16 protein-coding genes and 1 tRNA gene are annotated in these 19,955 nt (G+C 49.8%); 2 read left to right on the plus strand and 15 right to left on the minus strand.

The annotated features are described in order from the left end of the window. Positions 1–5: 5 nt before the first annotated feature. From folD to AC2D8L_RS05025, 10 genes are all read right to left on the minus strand, one after another. A complete protein-coding gene (gene folD, locus AC2D8L_RS04980; protein WP_484684338.1) occupies positions 6–908 on the minus strand; it encodes a bifunctional methylenetetrahydrofolate dehydrogenase/methenyltetrahydrofolate cyclohydrolase FolD in 903 nt (300 codons plus the stop codon). Positions 909–923: 15 nt separating this feature from the next. Continuing rightward, on the minus strand, positions 924–1,673 hold the full coding sequence (locus AC2D8L_RS04985; protein ID WP_484684339.1) for a 5-oxoprolinase subunit PxpA: 750 nt from the start codon (positions 1,671–1,673) through the stop codon (positions 924–926). Further along, positions 1,670–2,587, minus strand: a complete 918-nt coding sequence (locus AC2D8L_RS04990; RefSeq protein ID WP_484684340.1) for a 5-oxoprolinase subunit C family protein — start codon at positions 2,585–2,587, stop codon at positions 1,670–1,672. Before AC2D8L_RS04990 ends, AC2D8L_RS04985 begins: the two co-directional genes overlap by 4 nt. Next, entirely contained in the window at positions 2,584–3,270 is a 687-nt protein-coding gene (locus AC2D8L_RS04995; RefSeq protein WP_484684341.1) for a 5-oxoprolinase subunit B family protein, read from the minus strand. The genes AC2D8L_RS04990 and AC2D8L_RS04995 overlap by 4 nt, the downstream gene beginning before the upstream one ends. Before the next feature lie 23 nt (positions 3,271–3,293). Further along, complete coding sequence (locus AC2D8L_RS05000; protein ID WP_484684342.1) at positions 3,294–4,970, minus strand: formate--tetrahydrofolate ligase; 1,677 nt, start codon at positions 4,968–4,970, stop codon at positions 3,294–3,296. Between the two features lie 157 nt (positions 4,971–5,127). After that, positions 5,128–5,517 (minus strand): hypothetical protein, encoded by a 390-nt coding sequence (locus AC2D8L_RS05005; protein ID WP_484684343.1) that lies wholly within the window; start codon positions 5,515–5,517, stop codon positions 5,128–5,130. Between the two features lies 1 nt (position 5,518). After that, positions 5,519–7,195 carry a vWA domain-containing protein gene (locus AC2D8L_RS05010; protein WP_484684344.1) on the minus strand — a complete coding sequence of 559 codons (1,677 nt, stop codon included), beginning with the start codon at positions 7,193–7,195 and terminating at the stop codon, positions 5,519–5,521. Positions 7,196–7,221: 26 nt separating this feature from the next. Next, a complete protein-coding gene (locus AC2D8L_RS05015; protein WP_484684345.1) occupies positions 7,222–7,932 on the minus strand; it encodes a hypothetical protein in 711 nt (236 codons plus the stop codon). Between the two features lie 116 nt (positions 7,933–8,048). Beyond that, positions 8,049–8,139, minus strand: a tRNA-Ser gene (locus AC2D8L_RS05020). 162 nt (positions 8,140–8,301) lie between these two features. Continuing rightward, on the minus strand, positions 8,302–9,033 hold the full coding sequence (locus AC2D8L_RS05025) for a TerC family protein (protein ID WP_484684346.1): 732 nt from the start codon (positions 9,031–9,033) through the stop codon (positions 8,302–8,304). 188 nt (positions 9,034–9,221) lie between these two features. Between AC2D8L_RS05025 and AC2D8L_RS05030 the strand changes: the two genes are divergently transcribed. Then, the gene (locus AC2D8L_RS05030) at positions 9,222–10,367 is read left to right on the plus strand and encodes an FAD-dependent monooxygenase (protein WP_484684347.1); all 1,146 of its coding nucleotides are present in this window, start codon (positions 9,222–9,224) and stop codon (positions 10,365–10,367) included. Between the two features lie 51 nt (positions 10,368–10,418). Here the strand turns inward: AC2D8L_RS05030 and AC2D8L_RS05035 are convergent, their stop codons facing one another. The 3 genes from AC2D8L_RS05035 to AC2D8L_RS05045 form a co-directional block, all read right to left on the minus strand. Beyond that, positions 10,419–11,066: an invasion associated locus B family protein gene (locus tag AC2D8L_RS05035; protein ID WP_484684348.1), complete on the minus strand. Its 648-nt coding sequence runs from the start codon at positions 11,064–11,066 to the stop codon at positions 10,419–10,421. A gap of 162 nt (positions 11,067–11,228) precedes the next feature. Continuing rightward, a complete protein-coding gene (mfd, locus tag AC2D8L_RS05040) occupies positions 11,229–14,660 on the minus strand; it encodes a transcription-repair coupling factor (RefSeq protein ID WP_484685153.1) in 3,432 nt (1,143 codons plus the stop codon). Between the two features lie 95 nt (positions 14,661–14,755). Then, positions 14,756–15,043, minus strand: a complete 288-nt coding sequence (locus AC2D8L_RS05045; RefSeq protein WP_484684349.1) for an FAD assembly factor SdhE — start codon at positions 15,041–15,043, stop codon at positions 14,756–14,758. 125 nt (positions 15,044–15,168) lie between these two features. Between AC2D8L_RS05045 and recG the strand changes: the two genes are divergently transcribed. Continuing rightward, positions 15,169–17,277: an ATP-dependent DNA helicase RecG gene (gene recG / locus AC2D8L_RS05050; protein WP_484684350.1), complete on the plus strand. Its 2,109-nt coding sequence runs from the start codon at positions 15,169–15,171 to the stop codon at positions 17,275–17,277. On the opposite strand, the gene AC2D8L_RS05055 is transcribed toward recG, so the two are convergent. Both AC2D8L_RS05055 and glmS read right to left on the minus strand, forming a co-directional pair. Next, positions 17,278–18,021 (minus strand): DUF502 domain-containing protein, encoded by a 744-nt coding sequence (locus tag AC2D8L_RS05055; RefSeq protein WP_484684351.1) that lies wholly within the window; start codon positions 18,019–18,021, stop codon positions 17,278–17,280. It lies immediately after the preceding gene. Between the two features lie 99 nt (positions 18,022–18,120). Further along, positions 18,121–19,947 (minus strand): glutamine--fructose-6-phosphate transaminase (isomerizing), encoded by a 1,827-nt coding sequence (glmS, locus tag AC2D8L_RS05060; RefSeq protein WP_484684352.1) that lies wholly within the window; start codon positions 19,945–19,947, stop codon positions 18,121–18,123. Positions 19,948–19,955: the final 8 nt, after the last annotated feature.

Consider the following 19,955-nt stretch of genomic DNA (forward strand, 5'->3'; position numbering starts at 1 on the left):
TCTTACTACGCTGTTAAATCACTTGGTGGCATTAGGCCATTGGCAAGGCATGTTGTTGTGACCGTGTTCGCCAACAGGCATGCAATGGTCATAGGACCCACGCCACCAGGAACTGGGGTAATAGCGCCAGCAACTTCGCATGCACCAGCGTAATCAACATCCCCAACAAGGCGCGTTTTGCCCTCGCCGCGCTCTGGTGCATCGATGCGGTTGATACCTACATCAATGACGGTCGCGCCAGGCTTAATCCAGTCTTTCTTGATCATTTGCGGACGGCCAACAGCGGCAACGATAATATCAGCAGCTGCGCAAATTTTGTCCAAATCTTTGGTCCGCGAATGGGCCACCGTCACCGTTGCGCTGTCACGAAGCAGAAGCGCCGCCATTGGTTTGCCAACCAAATTTGAACGGCCAACAACAACGGCGTTTTTGCCGGACAAGTCACCCAACTCGTCGCGCAGAAGCATCAAGCTGCCAAGCGGCGTGCAAGGCACCGGGCCGGGCAAGCCGATGGCGACCTTACCGACATTTGCCGGACTAAAGCAGTCAACGTCTTTTGCCGGGCTAAGCGCTTCGATGATTTTGTTTTCGTCGATATGTTTAGGCACTGGCAATTGGCACAGAATGCCGTTGACGTCATCGCGATTATTCAGCTCATCAATCAGATCCAAAACTTCTTGTTCTGAAACATCATCAGCCAACTCATATTTGAATGAGTTCATGCCAACTTCTGCGGTTTGTCTGGCTTTTGAATTCACGTAGACTTGGCTCGCCGGATCGTGTCCAACGATAATAACGGCAAGGCCCGGCGTGATACCATGCTCAGATTTCAAGCGCTCCACATGTTCCGCAATGCGCTCACGAAGCCCTTCCGCAAAAGCACGTCCATCAATGATCTTTGCTGTCATTTTCTCATCCTAGTTCTAATGCACAAATGATTTTATTTCGAATTTCAAAGACTTAACCGTCGTCGATATAGTTTGAGCCAACGCGACCGCATGTTCATTATCACCGTGCAAACAGATTGATTTTGCACTCAAATTGATCGTATTGCCGGTGATCGTGCGCACTGTTTTGGTCTGCAATAGCTGGCTAATGTGATGAATGACCTGCGCTTCGTCAGAAAGTACAGCGCCGTCTAAATTGCGAGAAGCAAGCAATCCTTCATCGGTGTAAGCGCGATCCGCAAATGCTTCTTCAACATTGCTCATTCCGAGTGATTTGGCGGCGGCAGTTTGATGAGAATTGGCGATGGTCAAAAGAACCATATCATCGCGAAGCGATTTAACCTCGCTGTATGCAATATCGGCAAGGTTTCGATCTGCTGCAGTCATATTGGCCATTGCGCCATGCAACTTCACATATTGAATTGTTGCACCAACTGATTGTGCGATATTTTCAAATCGCTCCAATTGCCGCCCGATCTGATCTCGCCATTGGTCCTCAGAGAGATTTAGCGGTACGCGCCCGAAATTCTCTTTGTCTTCAAATCCGGGATGGGCACCAATCGCAACGTTGTTTTCAAGCGCAAGCTCGATTGAGCTGCGAATTGTTCCCTCATCGCCGGCATGGCCGCCGCACGCGATATTAGCGCTGGTCACGTAGTTCATCATCGCCGCGTCGTTGCCGGTTCCCTCTCCTAAGTCTGCGTTGAGGTCAATCCAGCTATTCATGATTTAGTCTTCATCGCCTTGTGTGCTTTTTGCAAAAGCGTTGAAACAAAAGAGATTTCGGTATTCGGCCGTAACTGAGCAACATAGTCGAGGTCTGCGTCAATGACCGTGGCAATACGTGGATATCCGCCAATCGGTTGGTGATCACGCATTAAAATGACGGGCGTGCCATCGCCTAAGATCTGAATATCGCCGGGTACAACGGCGTCCGAGACAATGTTTTTATGCGTTGAAACGTCAAACCTTGATGATGGATCAGACAAGCGAAAGCCCATCCGGTCGATTGAGTTTGAAATCTTAAACGGTGCAGCAAACAGAGCTTGCCACGCCTCTGGGCCCAACAATTCTGCGTGTAGCCCTGGCAAAACACGGATCACATTTCCAGGCAATTGTGTGTTTTGAACAGTCTGAACGCGACCACTGGCGCGGGGTACAATTTCATCCTCAAAGCGGATGATGTCACCGCTCTTTAAAGCCCGTGATTCAATTCCGCCAATTTTTGCCGCGAGATTTGTTGATTTGCTGCCCAATACCAAAGGGACGTCGAGAGCCTGTGCAAACCGGATATAGCCATAATTGCCCGCCCGGCCTGTAGTGATATTGATTTGGTCACCATCCGTTAGGAAAAGGTTCCCCGGCGAATTTTTCTGATCGCCATTGTGCTGAACTTGAAACTCGCCGCCATCAACCGCGCATTCCATTGGTGGTCCAGTATAGGTAAATTCAATGCCCAACATAGAAAACTCGATGACTGATTGGCTCCCTTGGCCATCAAGCGCATTATGAGTACGCAAAAAGGCCGCGCGATCCATCGGGCCGCCGGCGGACAATCCATATTGAATTCCCAGAGAACGCCCCGCATCTTGAATTGTTGAGTTGGGGGAAATGCGCGAGATGGTGATTGATCCGGTCATAAATTCTCCACCACATCAAACTGAACGATGTCACCCGGTCTTATCAGAATTGGTTGATCTGTGTCCGGCGCGAAATTGCGCAATTTCGTTTGCCCGATCACATGCCATCCGGTGCGGATCGGCCGCGATGTTATGGCTGTCTGTCCCGCGGCAAAAAGAACCGAGCCTGCAGGCACATTTTCCTGCACTTTTGCCCTTCTTGGCACACGCAAATCGTCATCGTGTAGGCCTAAGTAAAGAAAACCCGGTGAAAAGCCCAACGCCAACGCGTGCAGCGGTTGCGCAGCGTGGGTGCTCGTGAATTGTCCAATCGACATTGAAAGCAAGTCACAAACATCAGCCAAACACGGCCCCTCTTCGCCACCATACTTAATGGCGACTTTGTGGGTTTTGGTATCTTGCTCAATTGCCTGCCCATCAAAACCGGAGATGAGAAGCATTATTTGGCCTTTGAGCATCTCAAACTCAACGAAGTTTGGGTCATACTGAATGATGACAGACACCAAATTAGAGCTGCACCCCTCAATCAACGATTGCAGTTTTTCGTTGCAGAGTCTGGCGAAAGACTGAGCGCGCTGGTTCGCATTTAGCGTTAGGTGGGTACCAAACCGCACCAAAATCGCGCGGTCGCCAAGCGGAATAAGGCGAGCGTTGATTTCGTCCGATTGAAACTGGCGTCTCACCTTATTACCTCGTCTGATGTTGACTAAAACAGACCCTGTATCTCGCCATTTTGATCGAGATGGATTGCTTCAGCAGATGGCTTGCGCGGTAAGCCGGGCATGGTCATTATGTCACCGCATACAGCAACCACAAACCCTGCGCCAGCAGAAAGTCGCACTTCTCGCACCGGAATCGCGTGCCCGGTTGGCGCACCCCGTAAATTTGGATCTGTTGAGAAAGAATATTGAGTTTTGGCCATGCACACTGGCAAGTCGCCATATCCCGCCTCTTCCCACTCTCGCAATTGGTTCTCGACTTTCTTGTCGATGACAATTTTGTCAGCGCGATAGATTTCCATAGCGATTTTTTCGATTTTGCCCAACAGGGGCAAACTGTCTTCATAAAGTGGGGTGAAGTTTGCTTCGCCGCCATCAATAATTTCAACAACCCGTTCCGCGAGCGCTACGGTGCCTTCAGAACCTTTTTCCCAATGCTGACATAGGATCGCTTCTGCGCCAACAGAGCGGGCGTAATCCCGTACGGCCTGCACTTCCGCATCCGTGTCGGTAACGAAATGGTTGATCGCCACAACGGCAGGGACGCCAAACTTCTGGATATTTTCAATGTGGCGACCAAGATTTGCACAACCTCGCGTCAAAGCTTCCACATCTTCATTGCCCAATGCATCTTTGGCCACGCCACCGTTCATTTTCAGGGCCCTGATGGTTGCAACAATAACCACAGCAGATGGCTCAAGGCCTGCCTTGCGGCACTTAATATCGAAGAACTTCTCAGCACCTAGGTCCGCGCCAAATCCGGCTTCAGTCACCACATAATCGGCAAGTTTAAGCGCTGTTTTGGTTGCGATCACGGAGTTACAACCGTGGGCAATGTTGGCAAATGGTCCGCCATGAATAAAGGCTGGGTTATTTTCCAATGTCTGCACGAGGTTTGGCTGCATCGCTTGTTGCAACAGCACCGTCATTGCGCCATCAGCTTTGATGTCTCGACAATATACTGGCGTTTTATCGCGGCGATAAGCGACAATGATGCCACCAAGGCGGTTTTGCAGATCTTCAAGATCGTTCGCTAGGCAAAGGATCGCCATAATTTCTGAGGCAACCGTGATGTCGAACCCTGCTTCGCGTGGATATCCATTTGCCACACCGCCTAGCGAAGCAACAATTGAGCGTAGAGCCCTGTCATTCATATCAATTACGCGACGCCACGTGATCCGGCGAATGTCAACCTGTTCTTCGTTGCCCCAATAAACATGATTATCGAGCATTGCCGACAATAGATTATGAGCCGACGTGATCGCGTGGAAATCGCCGGTGAAGTGGAGATTGATGTCCTCCATTGGCACAACCTGTGCGTACCCGCCTCCAGCAGCGCCACCTTTCATGCCAAAGCATGGACCCAAAGACGGTTCGCGAATACAGATTGTGGCGTTCTTTCCGATCTTGTTAAGACCGTCGCCCAAACCTACCGTCGTGGTGGTTTTACCCTCGCCCGCAGGCGTCGGGTTGATCGCTGTCACCAAGATCAGCTTGCCATCATTTTTGCCTTCTACCGACTTGATGAATTCGGCAGAAACCTTCGCTTTATCGTGACCAAACGGTAGCAAATGTTCATTGCCAATCCCGAGTTTCGCACCAATTTCAGCAATAGGTTGTTTGCTCGCGGCGCGCGCGATCTCAATGTCTGACTTATATGTCATGTAATTCCTGTCCCCAGAGCGTTCTTTTTATTGTTTTATCTTTTTTTTTAAAAAGATTAAACGCAAAGCTGCTGGACTTGTCCAGCTCTGTCTGGGGAAAAACAGCCCACACGAATCTTGATCAAGAGAACGCGCAAATTCATTGAATTGGAAATGGCTACCAGGAAACGACCTGCCAGCCATCGAGTTGCAGTGGCTCACTAGTCAAGAGGAACTTATTGCCATAATTCGCGTTGCCATAAAGCGCGGCAACATTGTCTTGTGATATGCGGCCAAAAGCCGTGCGAAACAGCACATCTTTTGATCTTAAGTCGCTGATATTACCCAGTGAAACCTTATCCGTTCCAACTTCGATGTCCGTGTAACGTGTGGCGCTGACATAGGCATCAATCCATTTTTCCGCTTCAGTGAAATGGGGCTTCATTGCATATGAGGTATCAACCACCACCAACGCCTGCTTAGGGTTGGTGGTGAAATAGAAATGGGTCCCGCCCCACGCAACGGCCTGCAGAAGAATGAATGCGACAAATGATTGCAGCCAAGCCAAATTACATCTCCGAGTTCAAAAGGTTACCGATGCGATATGACGCTGATCCGACGCTCGATTCGATATAGGCGGCTTCAACCAAGCCGGCCATTTCCTTGAGGTGGTCAGAAGACAGTTCATAAGCGATTGCGTGAATTGGAATGCGCGCAAATCGCAAAGTTTCTCTGACCGAGGCAAAATCCAAACCTTCGTTGGTTTCCCCGTCGCTCAGCACGAAAATCACCAATTTGTGGTCTGGGTTGGCATTTGCGAAGGTCAAAAGTTCATTCGCCGCCACAATCACCGCATTGTTTGTAGCTGTAGAGCCACCGGCGCTTAGGTTTTCCACCGCGCCAATAAAGAGTGATTTCTGCTGTAGATTGAACTGCCTGACGGGCAGGTCAACATTCACTGCATCATTATAGCTCACCAGACCAATGGCATTTCCGGCGGCGATCAAATCAGATGAGTCGACAAGCGCGTTTTTCAACTCTTTGATGCGTGTACCGTCCATGGAACCGGATACGTCAGCAACAAACACCGCCGCAATTGGTTTGCCGCCAGACTTCTTGTCCTTCCAAAGCTTTTGCGCTTGTTGGATCAGCGAGCCATCAGCAATGTCGTAGCTCGATTGATAAGTGCTGTTATTGCCAAATCCGAATTTTGAGATTTCACTTTTGTTCGCTTCAATAAATTCATTGAACAATTTTAGCACTTCGCGTTCGGCTTCGTCCGCCTGTGGCAGCGCATAAAGCGGACTGTCGTGACGCACGCCGAATGGCACAAACTCATAATCCGCCATGCCGGTCACATTCACCCAAGTCTGATGTTCCATCACCAAAGCGTCCAAAACGCCACTGCCAACTGCTGCGTCGCGCATTTGCAATGTGTTTTGCGCTACAAATGGCACGCCGAGTTGGAACGCTTCGAACGCACTTGCTACGTCAGGTGACAAAAACTCCGCTTCATCGCCTTGCGCGAATGAATGCAAAACCATCATCAAGAAATTTAGACCAGTACTGGATTGATATGGATTAGTGTAACCCATTGAAAAGTCGCCGCTTGTTACTTCGGTCAAAAGCTTCTGCAAATCAAGCGCACCATCCGTGGTGATGAGGGCAGTTTTGCTTTTACGCACAACAATACCGGCGGTATTGGGCGCCGTCACCGGGTTAATTTCATCAACCAGAATGCCTTGAGAACCAAGCATTTTGCCCCAAAGCTTGTTGGACGGCGAAAACGCGTCTGGCACATTTTGACCCGCCAGAATAAATTGCGCGCCGAGGCCCGAAGGCATCTTACGTACGGCAATTGCCGCCGTCTTGCCGTTACCAATTTTTATGCGCTGTTCGTTAAACCGCGCAGCCAGATCGTTATAAAGCCCGTCGGTCCCATTGCCTGACTTTTCTGAGCTGGTGAAAATCTCTACGGCTTCTACCCGCGCGTTGTCAGACGCTTCAACGGTAATTGGATATTCCGCGATGTTGGGCAATAGCGACAGCAAGTTGGTGGCTGTCAGCTCTATGTTTGCTCGGACGCGATTTTCCTGCCGGGTAGGCTTGATTTGTTCTGCGACAAGCTTTGAGATGTTTTCATGCGCCGCTTCTGTGCTTTCAATTGGCGCACCGCCGCAACCTGCAAGCGTTAGCGTGCCAGCGACCAAGGCCGTTCCCAAGAAAAACTTTGCTATATTGTTCATCTAAACAACTCCTTGGCGCGTCGCGCCTAAATATGAAATTTTTTCGCTCTATCTGCCAACTCGCGCAGGCGCAATACCGCATCATCATGCTCGCCATCCGCAAGTTTCTTGATGTTGGCGACTTCAACCAGCGTTTCTGCCAAGGCGGTCAGCAGTGTGCCATTTGCGTCAATGATCTCGTCCATCTTCGCCCGCTGGGTTTCAGCAAGCTCAAGGCGGCGTTCAAGCGCTTTGTCGCTGGTGCCTTTTTCCGCTTTTGACGTCAAAAGGTCTTCTTTATTTATTCCGGCGACACTTTTGCCGATCACGACCAAGTCAGATAGATTCTGCACAACGATATTTTGGACCCGCTGCGCGATTTCTGCGTGGGAGCTGACAGACATCGGTGAATCAGCAAACCGCTTGGTGATCACCTCATGATAATCATCAACCATGCCCAGCAAACGCTGTGTTTGCTTAGAGGCTTCCGCTTCCCCGATTTCCTCTAGATTGATCGAAATCGTGCGGATATCGCTCAAAATACGTTCGTAATTTGCCTGTTCGCGTGCCTTAAGCACACGTTGTTGATCGCGTTTTTCAAACCCAAGCAAGTGATAGCTGAAGGGAACTGCGAACGCCGCTGCAATTGAAAACACAGCATATCCTGCAATCCAAATGATATCGGCTTGAAACCACCAATAGAATGCAGGAATGAAAAGAAGCGAAATCAGTAAAGCCGCCAATGATATGTTGCGCACTATTCGCTTTTCCCTTTTTTCAATGCTCGCCACATATTGGGTGGTTTTGCTTAAAATTCAACCCTATAGGGGCCAAATTGTTGAACAAGCGAGTCAATTTTGGGGAATTTTTATCATGGCGGGTGGGGAGGGATTCGAACCCCCGGAACGCTTGCACGCTCGCCGGTTTTCAAGACCGGTGCATTCAACCAGCTCTGCCACCCACCCGCAATGATGGAGCGTGATCTAACCCAGTGCGCGCCAAGTTGCAAGAGGAATTGTCACAAAAATTTCAATTGCTTGCAATCAGCATTCAATTGGCAGCCAATTGCACTGCTTGGCCGCCAATTTAGCCGGGTGCACCGCCCTACTTCGTCAAACCATTTTTGGCTATTTCTCTGCCAGTTTTGCCTTTTTGCGCCGGACCGAAATCAACACGTTGATTGATTCGACCCCAGTGGCGAAAGCCATGGCGAAATAGATGTAACCTTTTGGAATATGGAAGCCAATTCCATCTGCCACCAACGACATACCAATAAGCATCAAGAACGCCAAAGCGAGCATTTTGGTCGTTGGATGTTCAGCTATGAACTTCGAAATTGGAATCGAGCCGATATACATGACGACCATCGCAATAGTCACCGCTGCAATCATTACCGGGACATGTTGGGCCATACCAATTGCGGTGACGATTGAATCAACAGAAAACACAATATCGATGATGATAATTTGGCCGATAATGGCCATAAATGTGGCCCCAGCTTTTGACATCTGGTCTTTAGCGTCCGGATCTTCAACTTCTTGATGAATTTCATGGGTTGCTTTGTACAAAAGGAACAAGCCACCCGCGATCAATATGACGTCCCGCCAGGCAAAGTCGTGTCCGAACGCGGTAAATAGCGGTTGTGTTAGACCAATAATCCACACGAGGGCCATAAGCATAACAATGCGGGCGACGAGCGCGAGAGCAAGGCCCAGTTTGCGGGCCTGATCGGCCTGCTTTTCTGGAAGCCGCGACACCAACACCGAGATAAACACGATATTGTCGATGCCAAGGATAATCTCCATCGCCGTGAGCGTTGCCAAGCTGGCCCAAATTGCTGGGTCTGAAATCCATTCCATGCCACGAATCCCTACATATGCTGAACTTTGACGTTCAGCATAGTTCAAAACAGAATGATGTGAAGTGTGATCTAAGCTCGGCGAATTTTCATTGCCGCGACATTACATCAATTGGATTTTTTTGTCGTTTCGGGCATAGTTGCCAAAGGTGCAAATTTCTTGGGAACCAAAAAGAAAGTTTCACATAGATGCAATATGATATCGCGATCATTGGTGGCGGACTAACTGGTGTTGCTGCCGCGAGACTAGCTGCCAAGCAAGGTTTCAAAGTCGTTCATTTCGCGCCAAAAATGGCAAAAGACCACCGTACATCGGCGTTGATGATGCCAACCGTTGAATTTATGGTTCAAGCTGGCTTGTTGCCTGTGGGCCATGAAGTTGGGACGCGACTGAGCAACATCAGAATTATCGACGCGACAAACCGGTTGATCCGCGCGCCTGAAGCCTTGTTTAAGAGTGATGAGATTGGATTGGACGCATTTGGCTACAATTATGCTAATTCGCAATTGCTTGATGCCTTTTCTTCAGTGGTGGCCGACTTGGATACCATTCATGAAACCGTAAAGGTGGTTGAACGAACTGATGACGGATATTCACTGACCGCAGCGGATGGTAAGACTTATCAGACAACGCTTTTGGTTGGTGCAGACGGGAAAAAGTCGAAAGTCCGCGAACAGCTGAGTTTTCATTCGAAACACACGCCGTTCAGCCAATCTGCGCTGGTTGCCGATATCGAATTTGACCGGGTCGAGCATGAAACATCGGTTGAATTTCATTATCCGAATGGCCCATTCACCTTGGTGCCTGCGGGCGGCAACAAAACCAACCTTGTGTGGCTTGATCGTCATGATGTGTTGGAGCACGCCGCTAGACTGCCGCCAAAGGAACTTGCCGCCAAATTGGAAGAAAAGTCTTTCCGCCTATTTGGCCACGCAAAGCCAGTATCCAAAGCGTTTGTATTTCCTTTAAGCAATTTGTCTGTGCCAATTGTAGGCAAAGACGGCGCAATGCTTATTGGCGAGGCTGCTCATGCATTTCCGCCAATTGGCGCTCAGGGTTTGAACCTTGGCTTGCGAGATGTCGAAGATTTTCTTGAGGCGATCTCCGGTCTCAACACAGGCTTTAGCGAGCAGCACGCGGTAGATGCCTCAAATGCCTATGCGAAGCAACGCAGCAGCGATCTGCAGCGCACCGGCGGCTTCGTTGACGGGTTATTTCGGTCACTATTGTCTGACTTTTTGCCGGCTCAATGCCTTCGCATGGGCGGTTTGTGGGTGCTTAAGAGCATTAAGCCATTGCGTAAATTTGCATTTGAAGTCGGTATGGGCAGATAAAAAAAGGGCCGCATCTGCGACCCTTTTTGAATTTCGTGATTTCGCAAAATCTTAGTTGCCACTGCCTTCTGCAGGAGCTGCTTCGCTGCCCTGTTTTTCCTTACGGATTTTTTCGGCTGCGTCTTGCAACTGTTGCTCAAGCGCGCTTTGTCCTGAAACCTGGCTTTGGAACTGCTCAGGCGTCATGGCCTTATCGCCATCGTAAACCGCGGTGAAGCCGTTCAGGTCAATTGAGATTTTGAGATCTTTGTTCGCACGGTTTTTCGCAAGCAATGTCAATTTCGCGCCGCGTTTCAATGCACCAACAAATGCTTCGTTTACAACAAGTTGGCCAGTACACTTAGTCGGGTCACATGTGACAAACGGCATTCTGATTGGCTTGGTATTATCAATTTGCCACGTTAGACCGAACGGCAAAAGAACTGCCAATGGCATTTCAGCCTGAGCAAAAAACCGATTCTCAGCCGATGGATCATCCCGCAATGTGAATGCGCCAAGCTTTGTGGTTCCAGCATAAACGACCTGACGAACGATACATGCCTTGTCGCCTGACGAAAGCGTGTCACAAACTTTTAGCCAATTATCTTCAGGATTGCGTTCTGGCGTTGCGGCAGCTTCTTGGGCGAAACCGGCGCCCGCAGAAAAAATCATTGCGCCAGTCAACGCGATAGTCGCAAATATGTTTTTGTTTTTAAGCATTGTTTTTCCTGATTACATCGCAAAACTCGGCAAACACCAAATCAGTTGCGTTGAAAATTTGTCCCTTTTGACCCCTCAATTCGGGCAATAACATGACGGCTTCGTCAATCCAAGAAATTTTATCTCAAATGGTTGATGCATTTACACAAACGTCAAAAACCATCATCCGCCCGATTGGGCGAGTTTCGCCAGTTGAGATAAAATCCGAGCTGCCCCCATCAGCTTCTTATTCGCATCGGGCCAATTGCGCGAAAATACTAGCTTTTGGTCCGGCCGCACCTTAGCGCGTTCTCCCGGATCTGCAACCATGTGAACTAATGCGTGCGGATTGGGGAACATTCCATTTCTCAGCGTAATTACAGCGCCTTTCGGACCGGCATCAACTTTTTCGACATTTGCCGTTCGACAGAGCGATTTCACCAGCACGATTTTCAGCAAATGCTGCACTTCTTCTGGCAATGGACCAAATCGATCAATGAGTTCGGCACCAAATGCATTGATTTCTTCGGATTCGGTCAAATCACCCAGACGGCGATAAAGCTGCATACGCACCTGCAGGTCAGGCACATAGGTTTCTGGAATCATCACAGGCATGCCAAGCGATATTTGCGGTGACCATTGGCCGTCATCCTCGTCAAGATCACCACCGGACTTCAAGGTTGCTACAGCTTCTTCCAACATGGCTTGATAAAGTTCGTACCCGACTTCACGAATATGACCGGATTGCTCTTCGCCTAATATATTGCCGGCGCCACGCAAATCCAAATCATGGCTGGCCAATTGGAACCCTGCCCCCAGACTGTCCAAAGATTGCAAAACCGTCAGACGACGGGTGGCCATATCGGTCAGCTTTTGATGAGTAGGCGTTGTAAACAATGCATATGCGCGGATTTTTGATCGGCCAATCCGCCCGCGAATTTGGTGCAATTGGGACAGACCAAAATTGTCAGCACGATGGACGACAAGTGTGTTCGCGGTTGGAATATCCAAGCCAGATTCAACAATGGTTGTGGCGATCAAAACGTCAAACTTGCCGTCATAGAACGCGTTCATGATGTCATCCAACTCGCCGGGGGCCATTTGCCCATTGGCGACGACGAACGAAACCTCGGGCACTTGCTCTTGCAAGAATTGTACAATTCCGCCCTGATCTTTGATGCGCGGGACAACATAGAAGGATTGCCCACCGCGATATTTCTCGCGCAGAAGTGCTTCGCGCACCACGAGAGGATCGAAAGGCAACACAAAGCTGCGCACGGACAGACGGTCAACGGGAGCTGTTGCTAAAAGCGAAAGATCGCGCACACCGGTCAGTGCCATTTGTAGTGTTCTTGGAATAGGTGTTGCCGAAAGTGTGAGCACGTGCACGTTGGACTTTAGCTCTTTAAGCCGTTCTTTGTGCCCTACCCCAAAATGTTGCTCTTCATCAACAACCAGCAATCCCAAGTCCTTGAATTTTACGGTTTTTGCTAGCAGGGCATGGGTGCCAATGACAATATCGACATTGCCGCTGGTCAGACCTTCTTTGGTTTGCTTGAGCTCTTTAGTTGTAACCAGTCGAGATGCTTGGCGCACATTTACAGGCAGATCAGCAAAGCGTTCCGAGAACGTTTTGAAATGCTGTCGTGCGAGCAATGTTGTTGGCACAACGACGGCGACTTGTTTGCCTGACAGAGCGACTGCAAACGCGGCGCGAAGTGCGACTTCGGTTTTACCGAACCCAACATCGCCGCAAACCAAGCGGTCCATAACCTTGCCCGCGGCCAAATCATCAAAGATTGCGTCGATGGCGGTAAGTTGATCTTCAGTTTCTTCGTAAGGGAAGCGTGCGCAAAATTCCTCATACAGGCCCATTTGGGGCTCAACGACTTCGCCTTTGGACATTGTTCTGGCCGCGGCAATTTTGATGAGTTGCTCGGCCATTTCGCGAATGCGTTGCTTGAGTTTGGACTTTTTGGCCTGCCAAGCGACGCCGCCGAGTTTGTCTAATATACCGTCCCCGGCATCCGAACCATATCGAGATAAAAGCTCGATGTTCTCGACGGGCAAATAGAGTCGATCATTTTTGGCGTAAGCGATTTCAACGCAATCGTGGGGAGCGCCCATCACGTCAATCGCTTTAAGGCCCACAAATCGACCAATGCCGTGATCCACATGCACCACAAGATCGCCTGAAGCCAATCCAGCGGCTTCTGTTAGGGCGTCCGCGCCCTTGCGACGACGTGTTGAGCGGATAATCCGTTCACCTAAAATATCTTGCTCGGAAATGACCAGTAAATCGTTGGTTTCAAATCCACTTTCCAAACCAAGTACAATAAGGCCCACTTCGCCAAAATTGAGCGACTTCACCTGCCCCCAATGTTCAAGCATGCGGCTGGCGGTTATGTCATGGTCTTTGAGTACCTGGGCCATTCGATCGCGCGTGCCTTCGGTCCAACAAGCAATCGCTACGCGTTTTTTGTTTTTGGCGCGGTCCTTCGCCGTTTCAATAACGGCTTCGAACAGATTGATATTCTCTGCCTGCCGTTCTTTTCTAAAGTTCGGCGCTAGTTGTCCATCGCGGTTTTCGTTTGACAATAGGCCATTGTCGAGCGTTGAAAATGGTGTAATTTGAACAATATCGGCGCTCTGAGAGAGCGCAAGCTCATCGCCGACAAAGTATAATTGATCTGCGGGCAACGGCTTATAAACGGCCCCGGCTTCGCCTTCTTCAAACGCCTCTTTTCGCGCTTCGTAATAGTCTTGAATTTGGGTCAATCGTTCGGCTATGGCTTGATTAACCTGCTCATCTAAAACAAGCGGTGCGCCATCCAAAAAATCTGGCAATCCGCCCATTTCATTATTGTAGAAAAGCGGCAGCCAATGTTCCATACCAGCGAAGCGCTGTCCTGCGCTGATGGCGGCATAGAGCGGATCGTTGGCCGTGTTGCCGCCAAAGCTGGCGGTATAACCGCGCCGAAACTGAGAAATCGTATCGTCTTGCAGCACGATCTCGCCCATTGGAACCATCGTTGCGGTTTTCTGCTGGGCGATGGTGCGCTGTGTTTCAGGATCGAACGTGCGGATGCTCTCTAAGCTGGAGCCGAAAAAATCAAACCGCAATGGGTTGTCAAATCCGGCTGGAAACAAGTCGATTAACCCACCACGAACCGCATATTCGCCCGGTTCCCGCACGGTTGGCACGCGCATATAGCCGTTTATGCTCGCCCAATTAATGATCCGATCGGTCTCAACATTTTGTCCTGATGTAACACTGAAGGAAAACTGATCAACAAATTGAGTTGAAACCGTTTTTTGAATAATTGCATTGACGGTGGTGATGACGATTGCGCCGGTATTGCTCGTGTCACGTAGAGCCGCCAATGTTGTCATCCGCTCGGCTAGAACGCTAGCATTTGGGGAAACACGGTCATATGGCAAGCAATCCCATGCCGGAAAGGTCAGCACATCATGCGCAGGCATAAGCCGCTTAAGCAGCTCTGCCATCTTTTGCATCCGTCGGCCATCACGTGCAACGAAACACAAGGAAACACGACGCTTTGGGTCGGCTTCATTCTGAAACTGAACTTGTTCTGCAAGTTCAACGGGCTGCATGCCATCGGGCACACCCGTCACAAATTTGTTTGGCGATAGTGCGTTTACATCCAGCTTTTTATTGTGAACCAGCGTTTCATCGTTCGGCGTCGACATTATTGGTTATTCACTCGTTCTTGCTGATGTTTAGTGATTGCTCGCAGCAAAATTGGAAATGGAGCGTCGTCGAGCGGGGTTTTACCAATAATCCAATTGTACAAATCCGCGTCGGTTTCGCTCATCAATGCCTCAAGATCATCGAGTTCGCCGTCATTCAAGCTCGCCACCACATCGTCAACATATCCACCCAGAATGATGTCCATTTCTTGGGTGCCGCGATGATGGGCGCGATAGCTGATTTTTTTCAGACGATCCGGTAGATTTTCACGTTTTGTACTAGTCACAGTTTGCCGCCGTGTGCCATTAAGAGTTAGGCGCCTTCATTACGCGTATTATCTTGGCTTGTCAGCCTTTCATGACAATCAATTTAGGGATAAATTGCGTAAAATTATCGATTTGGGAAGTTTCATTGGCCCGTCCAGACATATTAAATCCGCTGTTTGCATCTGTCAGCACAATCAAGGGTATTGGACCGCAGTTAAGTAGTTTGATGGCAGGCTTCTTTGGCGCGCCGGAGAATCAGGACGCCATTTTACTCGACATTTTGATGCATATGCCTTCCGGGTTCATCGATAGGCGCCAGCAACCCGGCGTGCAATTTGCGCAACCTGGCACCATTTCGACTTTTCTGCTGCATGTGGACAAGCACTTCCCGCCGCCACGTCACAATAATCGCATTCCCTATCGTATTGAAGCGCATGATGAGAGCGGCGACATAACCATTTCCTATTTTGCCGGGCGTGCATCTTGGCTAGAGAAAACCTTACCGGTTGGGGAAAAACGATATGTCTCGGGCCTAGTTACATTTTATCAGGGCAAGCCTCAGCTAAGCCATCCTGACTATATAGTTGAAGAAGACAAATTTGACGACCTGCCGTTGGTTGAACCCGTCTATCCGCTCACACATGGCTTAACGTCAAAAAAATTGCAGCTCGCCACGCAAGGCGCATTGGAAAAGCTGCCGAAAATCGCAGAATGGATACCCCAGACGCGTTTGGACATTAACGGCTGGCCTGACTTCAAAAGTTCGATGCACATGATGCACAACCCTGCAAAGCCGCAGGATGCATCTATTGAAGGCGCCGCCCGTGCTCGCCTTGCCTATGATGAATATTTCGCCAGTCAGCTCACCTTGCAACTTGTGCGGGCGACGATGACCCGCGAAAGCGGATTGGTGCGGCGGTTAAACGGCACAAAAACTAAACTGATCAACGACGCCCTGCCCTTTGATTTGACCGATGGGCAAATGACAGCTGTGAACGACATTTATGAGGACCTGATGTCTCCACGAAAAATGGCGCGTTTGGTACAAGGCGATGTGGGATCAGGAAAAACCGTTGTCGCATTGATGGCAATGGCGGCTATGGCGGAAGCTGGGCATCAAAGCGCATTGATGGCACCGACTGAGATTTTATCCACGCAGCATTTCGCAACCCTAGCGCCGTTGGCCGAAAAAGCAGGTCTACGCGTGGCGCTTTTGACCGGCAAAATGCCCGCAGGGGAACGGCGCGAGATTCAGGCGCAAATTGAAGCTGGCGAAATTGATATTGTTGTGGGCACCCATGCGCTGTTCCAGTCTAGCGTTGTGTTCGCCTCTTTGGGTCTGACCGTTGTCGATGAGCAGCATCGATTTGGTGTCCACCAAAGGCTGGCACTGTCTGACAAGGGGCGCAAAACAGAATTACTGGTGATGACCGCAACGCCCATTCCGCGCACTCTGGTGCTCACCCACTTTGGCGATATGGATGTGAGCCTGCTAAAAGAAAAACCCGCGGGACGGCAGCCTATCGACACGGCGATTTTACCCGCTGCAGAATATGACCGCGTAATTTCGCGCCTAAGAGCAAAAGTCGGCGAAGGCGCACAGGCATTTTGGGTCTGCCCATTGGTTGAAGAATCTGAGAACTTGGATGTGATCTCTGCTGAAGACCGCCATAAATCCCTGCAAAACGTTTTTGGGGACCGGGTTGGCATGGTTCATGGCCGGATGAAAGCGCAGGAAAAGCAAGAGGTAATGGAGAGATTTCAACGAAACGAGCTCTCTATTCTTGTCGCGACAACGGTCATTGAAGTTGGCGTTGACGTACCGAACGCCACCATCATGATCATCGAGCACGCCGAACGGTTTGGACTATCTCAGTTACACCAATTACGCGGACGTGTAGGCCGGGGCGACAAGCGTTCAGCTTGTTTGCTGCTGCATGGCGATAAGCTGTCGGAAATGGCGCAAGCGCGGCTAAAAACCATCAGATCAACAGAGGACGGGTTTGAAATTGCCGAACGCGATTTAGAATTGCGTGGACAAGGCGATTTGTTGGGCACACGCCAGTCGGGCATGCCGGGATTTCGAATCGCAATTCCAGATTTTCATAAGGATTTGTTGGAGTTGGCTCACGAAGACGCAATTGAGCTTCTTGAGCGTAACCCTGGTCTGCAAGGCAAAGATGGAGATACCGCACGAACGCTTCTATATTTATTCCGCAAGGACTTGGCGATACCGCTTATCCATGCCGGATAGTTATTTCTTACCCGGTTTGGCCTTGGTTTCTTTTTTGGATTTCGCTTTTGCTTCGTCTGCAAGTTCTGCCGTTTTCTTCTGGTAGTCAGGCGACACCAATCCTGCTGAAATCACCAATTTCGCACCGTCTTCCACCGTCATATCCAAAATATGGACTTCGCTACGCGGCAAAAACAGCAAGAACCCTGAAGTTGGATTAGGCGTCGTTGGCAGGAATACGCTGGTGATGTCGTCACCTGCAACACGTGCAGCGACCTCGCCCTTAGCTTCTGTCGAAATAAACACAAGCGCCCACAGACCCTGCCGCGGATATTCAATCAACCCAACTTGCTTAAAGTTTGAGTGGCTCTGGCTGACCACAGTCTCGAAGATTTGTTTGAGACCGCGATAAAGCACAGATACAAACGGCATCCGGTGCAAAATGCTCTCGCCAAATTGTACCAGCGTACGGCCGACCAAGTTGGCGGTCAAAAAACCCAACATAATCAAGGAAACTGCCGCAATGACCAGCCCGAAACCTGGGATATCAATTGGCAGATAATTGTCAGGATTGTATTGAGGCGGAATAAGCGGTTTTACAAAATCATCGACAAATCGAATGATTGACCACGTAATGTAGAGCGTTAGCCCTACCGGTGCGGCGATGACCAACCCTGTCAGAAAATAGTTCGTCAGGCGTCGCCCAGCGGTAACGTGGTTGGTGTGTTGCTCGTCATTTTGATTTTGATCGGGTTTTTCGCTCATAGTCTGATCTATATAGATATGGCTATTGGATGTGCAATGCCTGATTGCTCATTTTGCGATCAGACATTGCTCTTATTTTATCAAAATGTCGCGATTGAGTTATTCAACCGTTACCGATTTCGCCAAATTACGCGGCTGATCAACATCTGTACCCATGAACACCGCGGTGTGATAGGCTAGCAATTGAACCGGCACTGTCGCCACAATCGGCTGTACCAATTCATGAACTTGAGGCATCAGAATAACTTCGTTGATGTCTGTGCCTGCATGCTTTGCACCCTCTTCATCGGTGATGAGAATAATGTTGCCGCCGCGTGCTGCCACTTCGTGCATGTTTGAAAGGGTTTTTTCCAGCAGTGGACCTGATGGAGCAACAACAACGACTGGAACCTTCTCATCTATCAGCGCAATCGGGCCGTGTTTTAGCTCGCCCGCGGCATAACCCTCAGCATGAATATAGGTAATTTCCTTGAACTTTAATGCGCCTTCAAGGGCAACAGGATAAAGCGAACCGCGTCCCAAATAGAATACATCTTTAGCTTTGGAGAGCGCCTTGTCCAAACTTGCAATCTTGGGTTCTGACGCTATCGCACGCGACATGGCACCGGGCAGTTTGGCAAGGGCTTCAACGAGTTCCTGTTCGTCTTCTGCACTCAAGACGCCGCGCTGACGGCCTGCCGCGATGGCAAGTGTTGCCAAAACCGCTTGTTGCGAAGTTGTTGCTTTGGTCGACGCGACGCATATTTCTGGGCCGCAAAGGGTCGGGAATACAACGTCAGATTCTCGTGCAATAGTGCTCTCTGCAACATTGACGATTGAACCGATATGCTGATCTTGGGTTGCGCAGTAGCGCAATGCCGCTAACGTGTCCGCCGTTTCGCCCGACTGAGAAACGAATAGAGCAAGTCCACCTTTTTCCATCGGCGGCTCGCGGTATCGGAATTCCGAGGCTATATCCACTTCGACTAGCAAACGCGCATACTTTTCGAACCAATATTTGGCGATAAGCGCTGCATAATAAGATCCACCACAACTGGAAATCGTAATGCGCGAGAGCTTTGCAAAATCGAACGGCAAGTCTTGCGGCAGTTGAACGCGACCTTCAGCAAAGTTCACATAGTTTGAAAGGGTGTGAGAAATTGTGTCCGGCTGTTCGTAAATTTCTTTGGACATGAAATGGCGGTGATTGCCTTTGCTCACCAACTCTGCGCCCGTATTGGCGATGGAAATCGCCCGTTGAACAGAGGTTCCAGTTTTATCGAAGATCTGGACATCTGATTTGGTAACCGCGACCCAATCGCCTTCTTCCAAATAGGTGACCTTATTTGTGAATGGTGCGAGAGCAATCGCATCCGAGCCCAAAATCATCTCACCGTCGCCATGCCCGACCGCAAGCGGAGCGCCCTGGCGTGCGCCGATGATCAAGTTTTCTTCGCCATTAAACATCATCGCGAGGGCAAATGCTCCATCCAGCCGCTTTATTGTGTTGGCAGCAGCGTCGAATGGCGCGAGGCCTTTGTCCATTTCTCTTGTGACGAGCAACACAACAATTTCGGTGTCCGTATCCGAAGTTGGTGCATAGCCATCGACGGCCAATTCATCACGAAGTTCTTTGAAGTTCTCAATTATGCCATTGTGAACAACAGCGACTTTGTCGCTCAAGTGTGGGTGGGCATTGGCAGTTGTCGGCGCCCCATGGGTCGCCCAACGCGTGTGGCCAATGCCGATATTACCTGATAGCGGCGCTTTTTCGAGCTCAGCTTTTAGATTGGTGAGTTTGCCTGGTGCGCGTCTGCGTTCAATTTTGTCGCCAGCAAATGTCGCGACGCCTGCACTATCGTATCCGCGATATTCAAGTCGTTTGAGCGCATCCACAATTCGGTCAGCAACTGGTTTATTGCTAACTATCCCTACAATTCCGCACATATTGTTCC

The organism is Maritalea sp. YIW29 (genome assembly GCF_057219265.1).

What these genes read in the sequence shown, in the direction of transcription:
- folD (WP_484684338.1), bottom strand. Translation starts at nt 908, where the DNA reads ATGACAGCAAAGATCATTGATGGACGTGCTTTTGCGGAAGGGCTTCGT.
- AC2D8L_RS04985 (WP_484684339.1), bottom strand. Translation starts at nt 1,673, where the DNA reads ATGAATAGCTGGATTGACCTCAACGCAGACTTAGGAGAGGGAACCGGC.
- AC2D8L_RS04990 (WP_484684340.1), bottom strand. Translation starts at nt 2,587, where the DNA reads ATGACCGGATCAATCACCATCTCGCGCATTTCCCCCAACTCAACAATT.
- AC2D8L_RS05000 (WP_484684342.1), bottom strand. Translation starts at nt 4,970, where the DNA reads ATGACATATAAGTCAGACATTGAGATCGCGCGCGCCGCGAGCAAACAA.
- AC2D8L_RS05010 (WP_484684344.1), bottom strand. Translation starts at nt 7,195, where the DNA reads ATGAACAATATAGCAAAGTTTTTCTTGGGAACGGCCTTGGTCGCTGGC.
- AC2D8L_RS05025 (WP_484684346.1), bottom strand. Translation starts at nt 9,033, where the DNA reads ATGGAATGGATTTCAGACCCAGCAATTTGGGCCAGCTTGGCAACGCTC.
- AC2D8L_RS05030 (WP_484684347.1), top strand. Translation starts at nt 9,222, where the DNA reads ATGCAATATGATATCGCGATCATTGGTGGCGGACTAACTGGTGTTGCT.
- AC2D8L_RS05035 (WP_484684348.1), bottom strand. Translation starts at nt 11,066, where the DNA reads ATGCTTAAAAACAAAAACATATTTGCGACTATCGCGTTGACTGGCGCA.
- mfd (WP_484685153.1), bottom strand. Translation starts at nt 14,660, where the DNA reads ATGCAGCCCGTTGAACTTGCAGAACAAGTTCAGTTTCAGAATGAAGCC.
- AC2D8L_RS05055 (WP_484684351.1), bottom strand. Translation starts at nt 18,021, where the DNA reads ATGAGCGAAAAACCCGATCAAAATCAAAATGACGAGCAACACACCAAC.
- glmS (WP_484684352.1), bottom strand. Translation starts at nt 19,947, where the DNA reads ATGTGCGGAATTGTAGGGATAGTTAGCAATAAACCAGTTGCTGACCGA.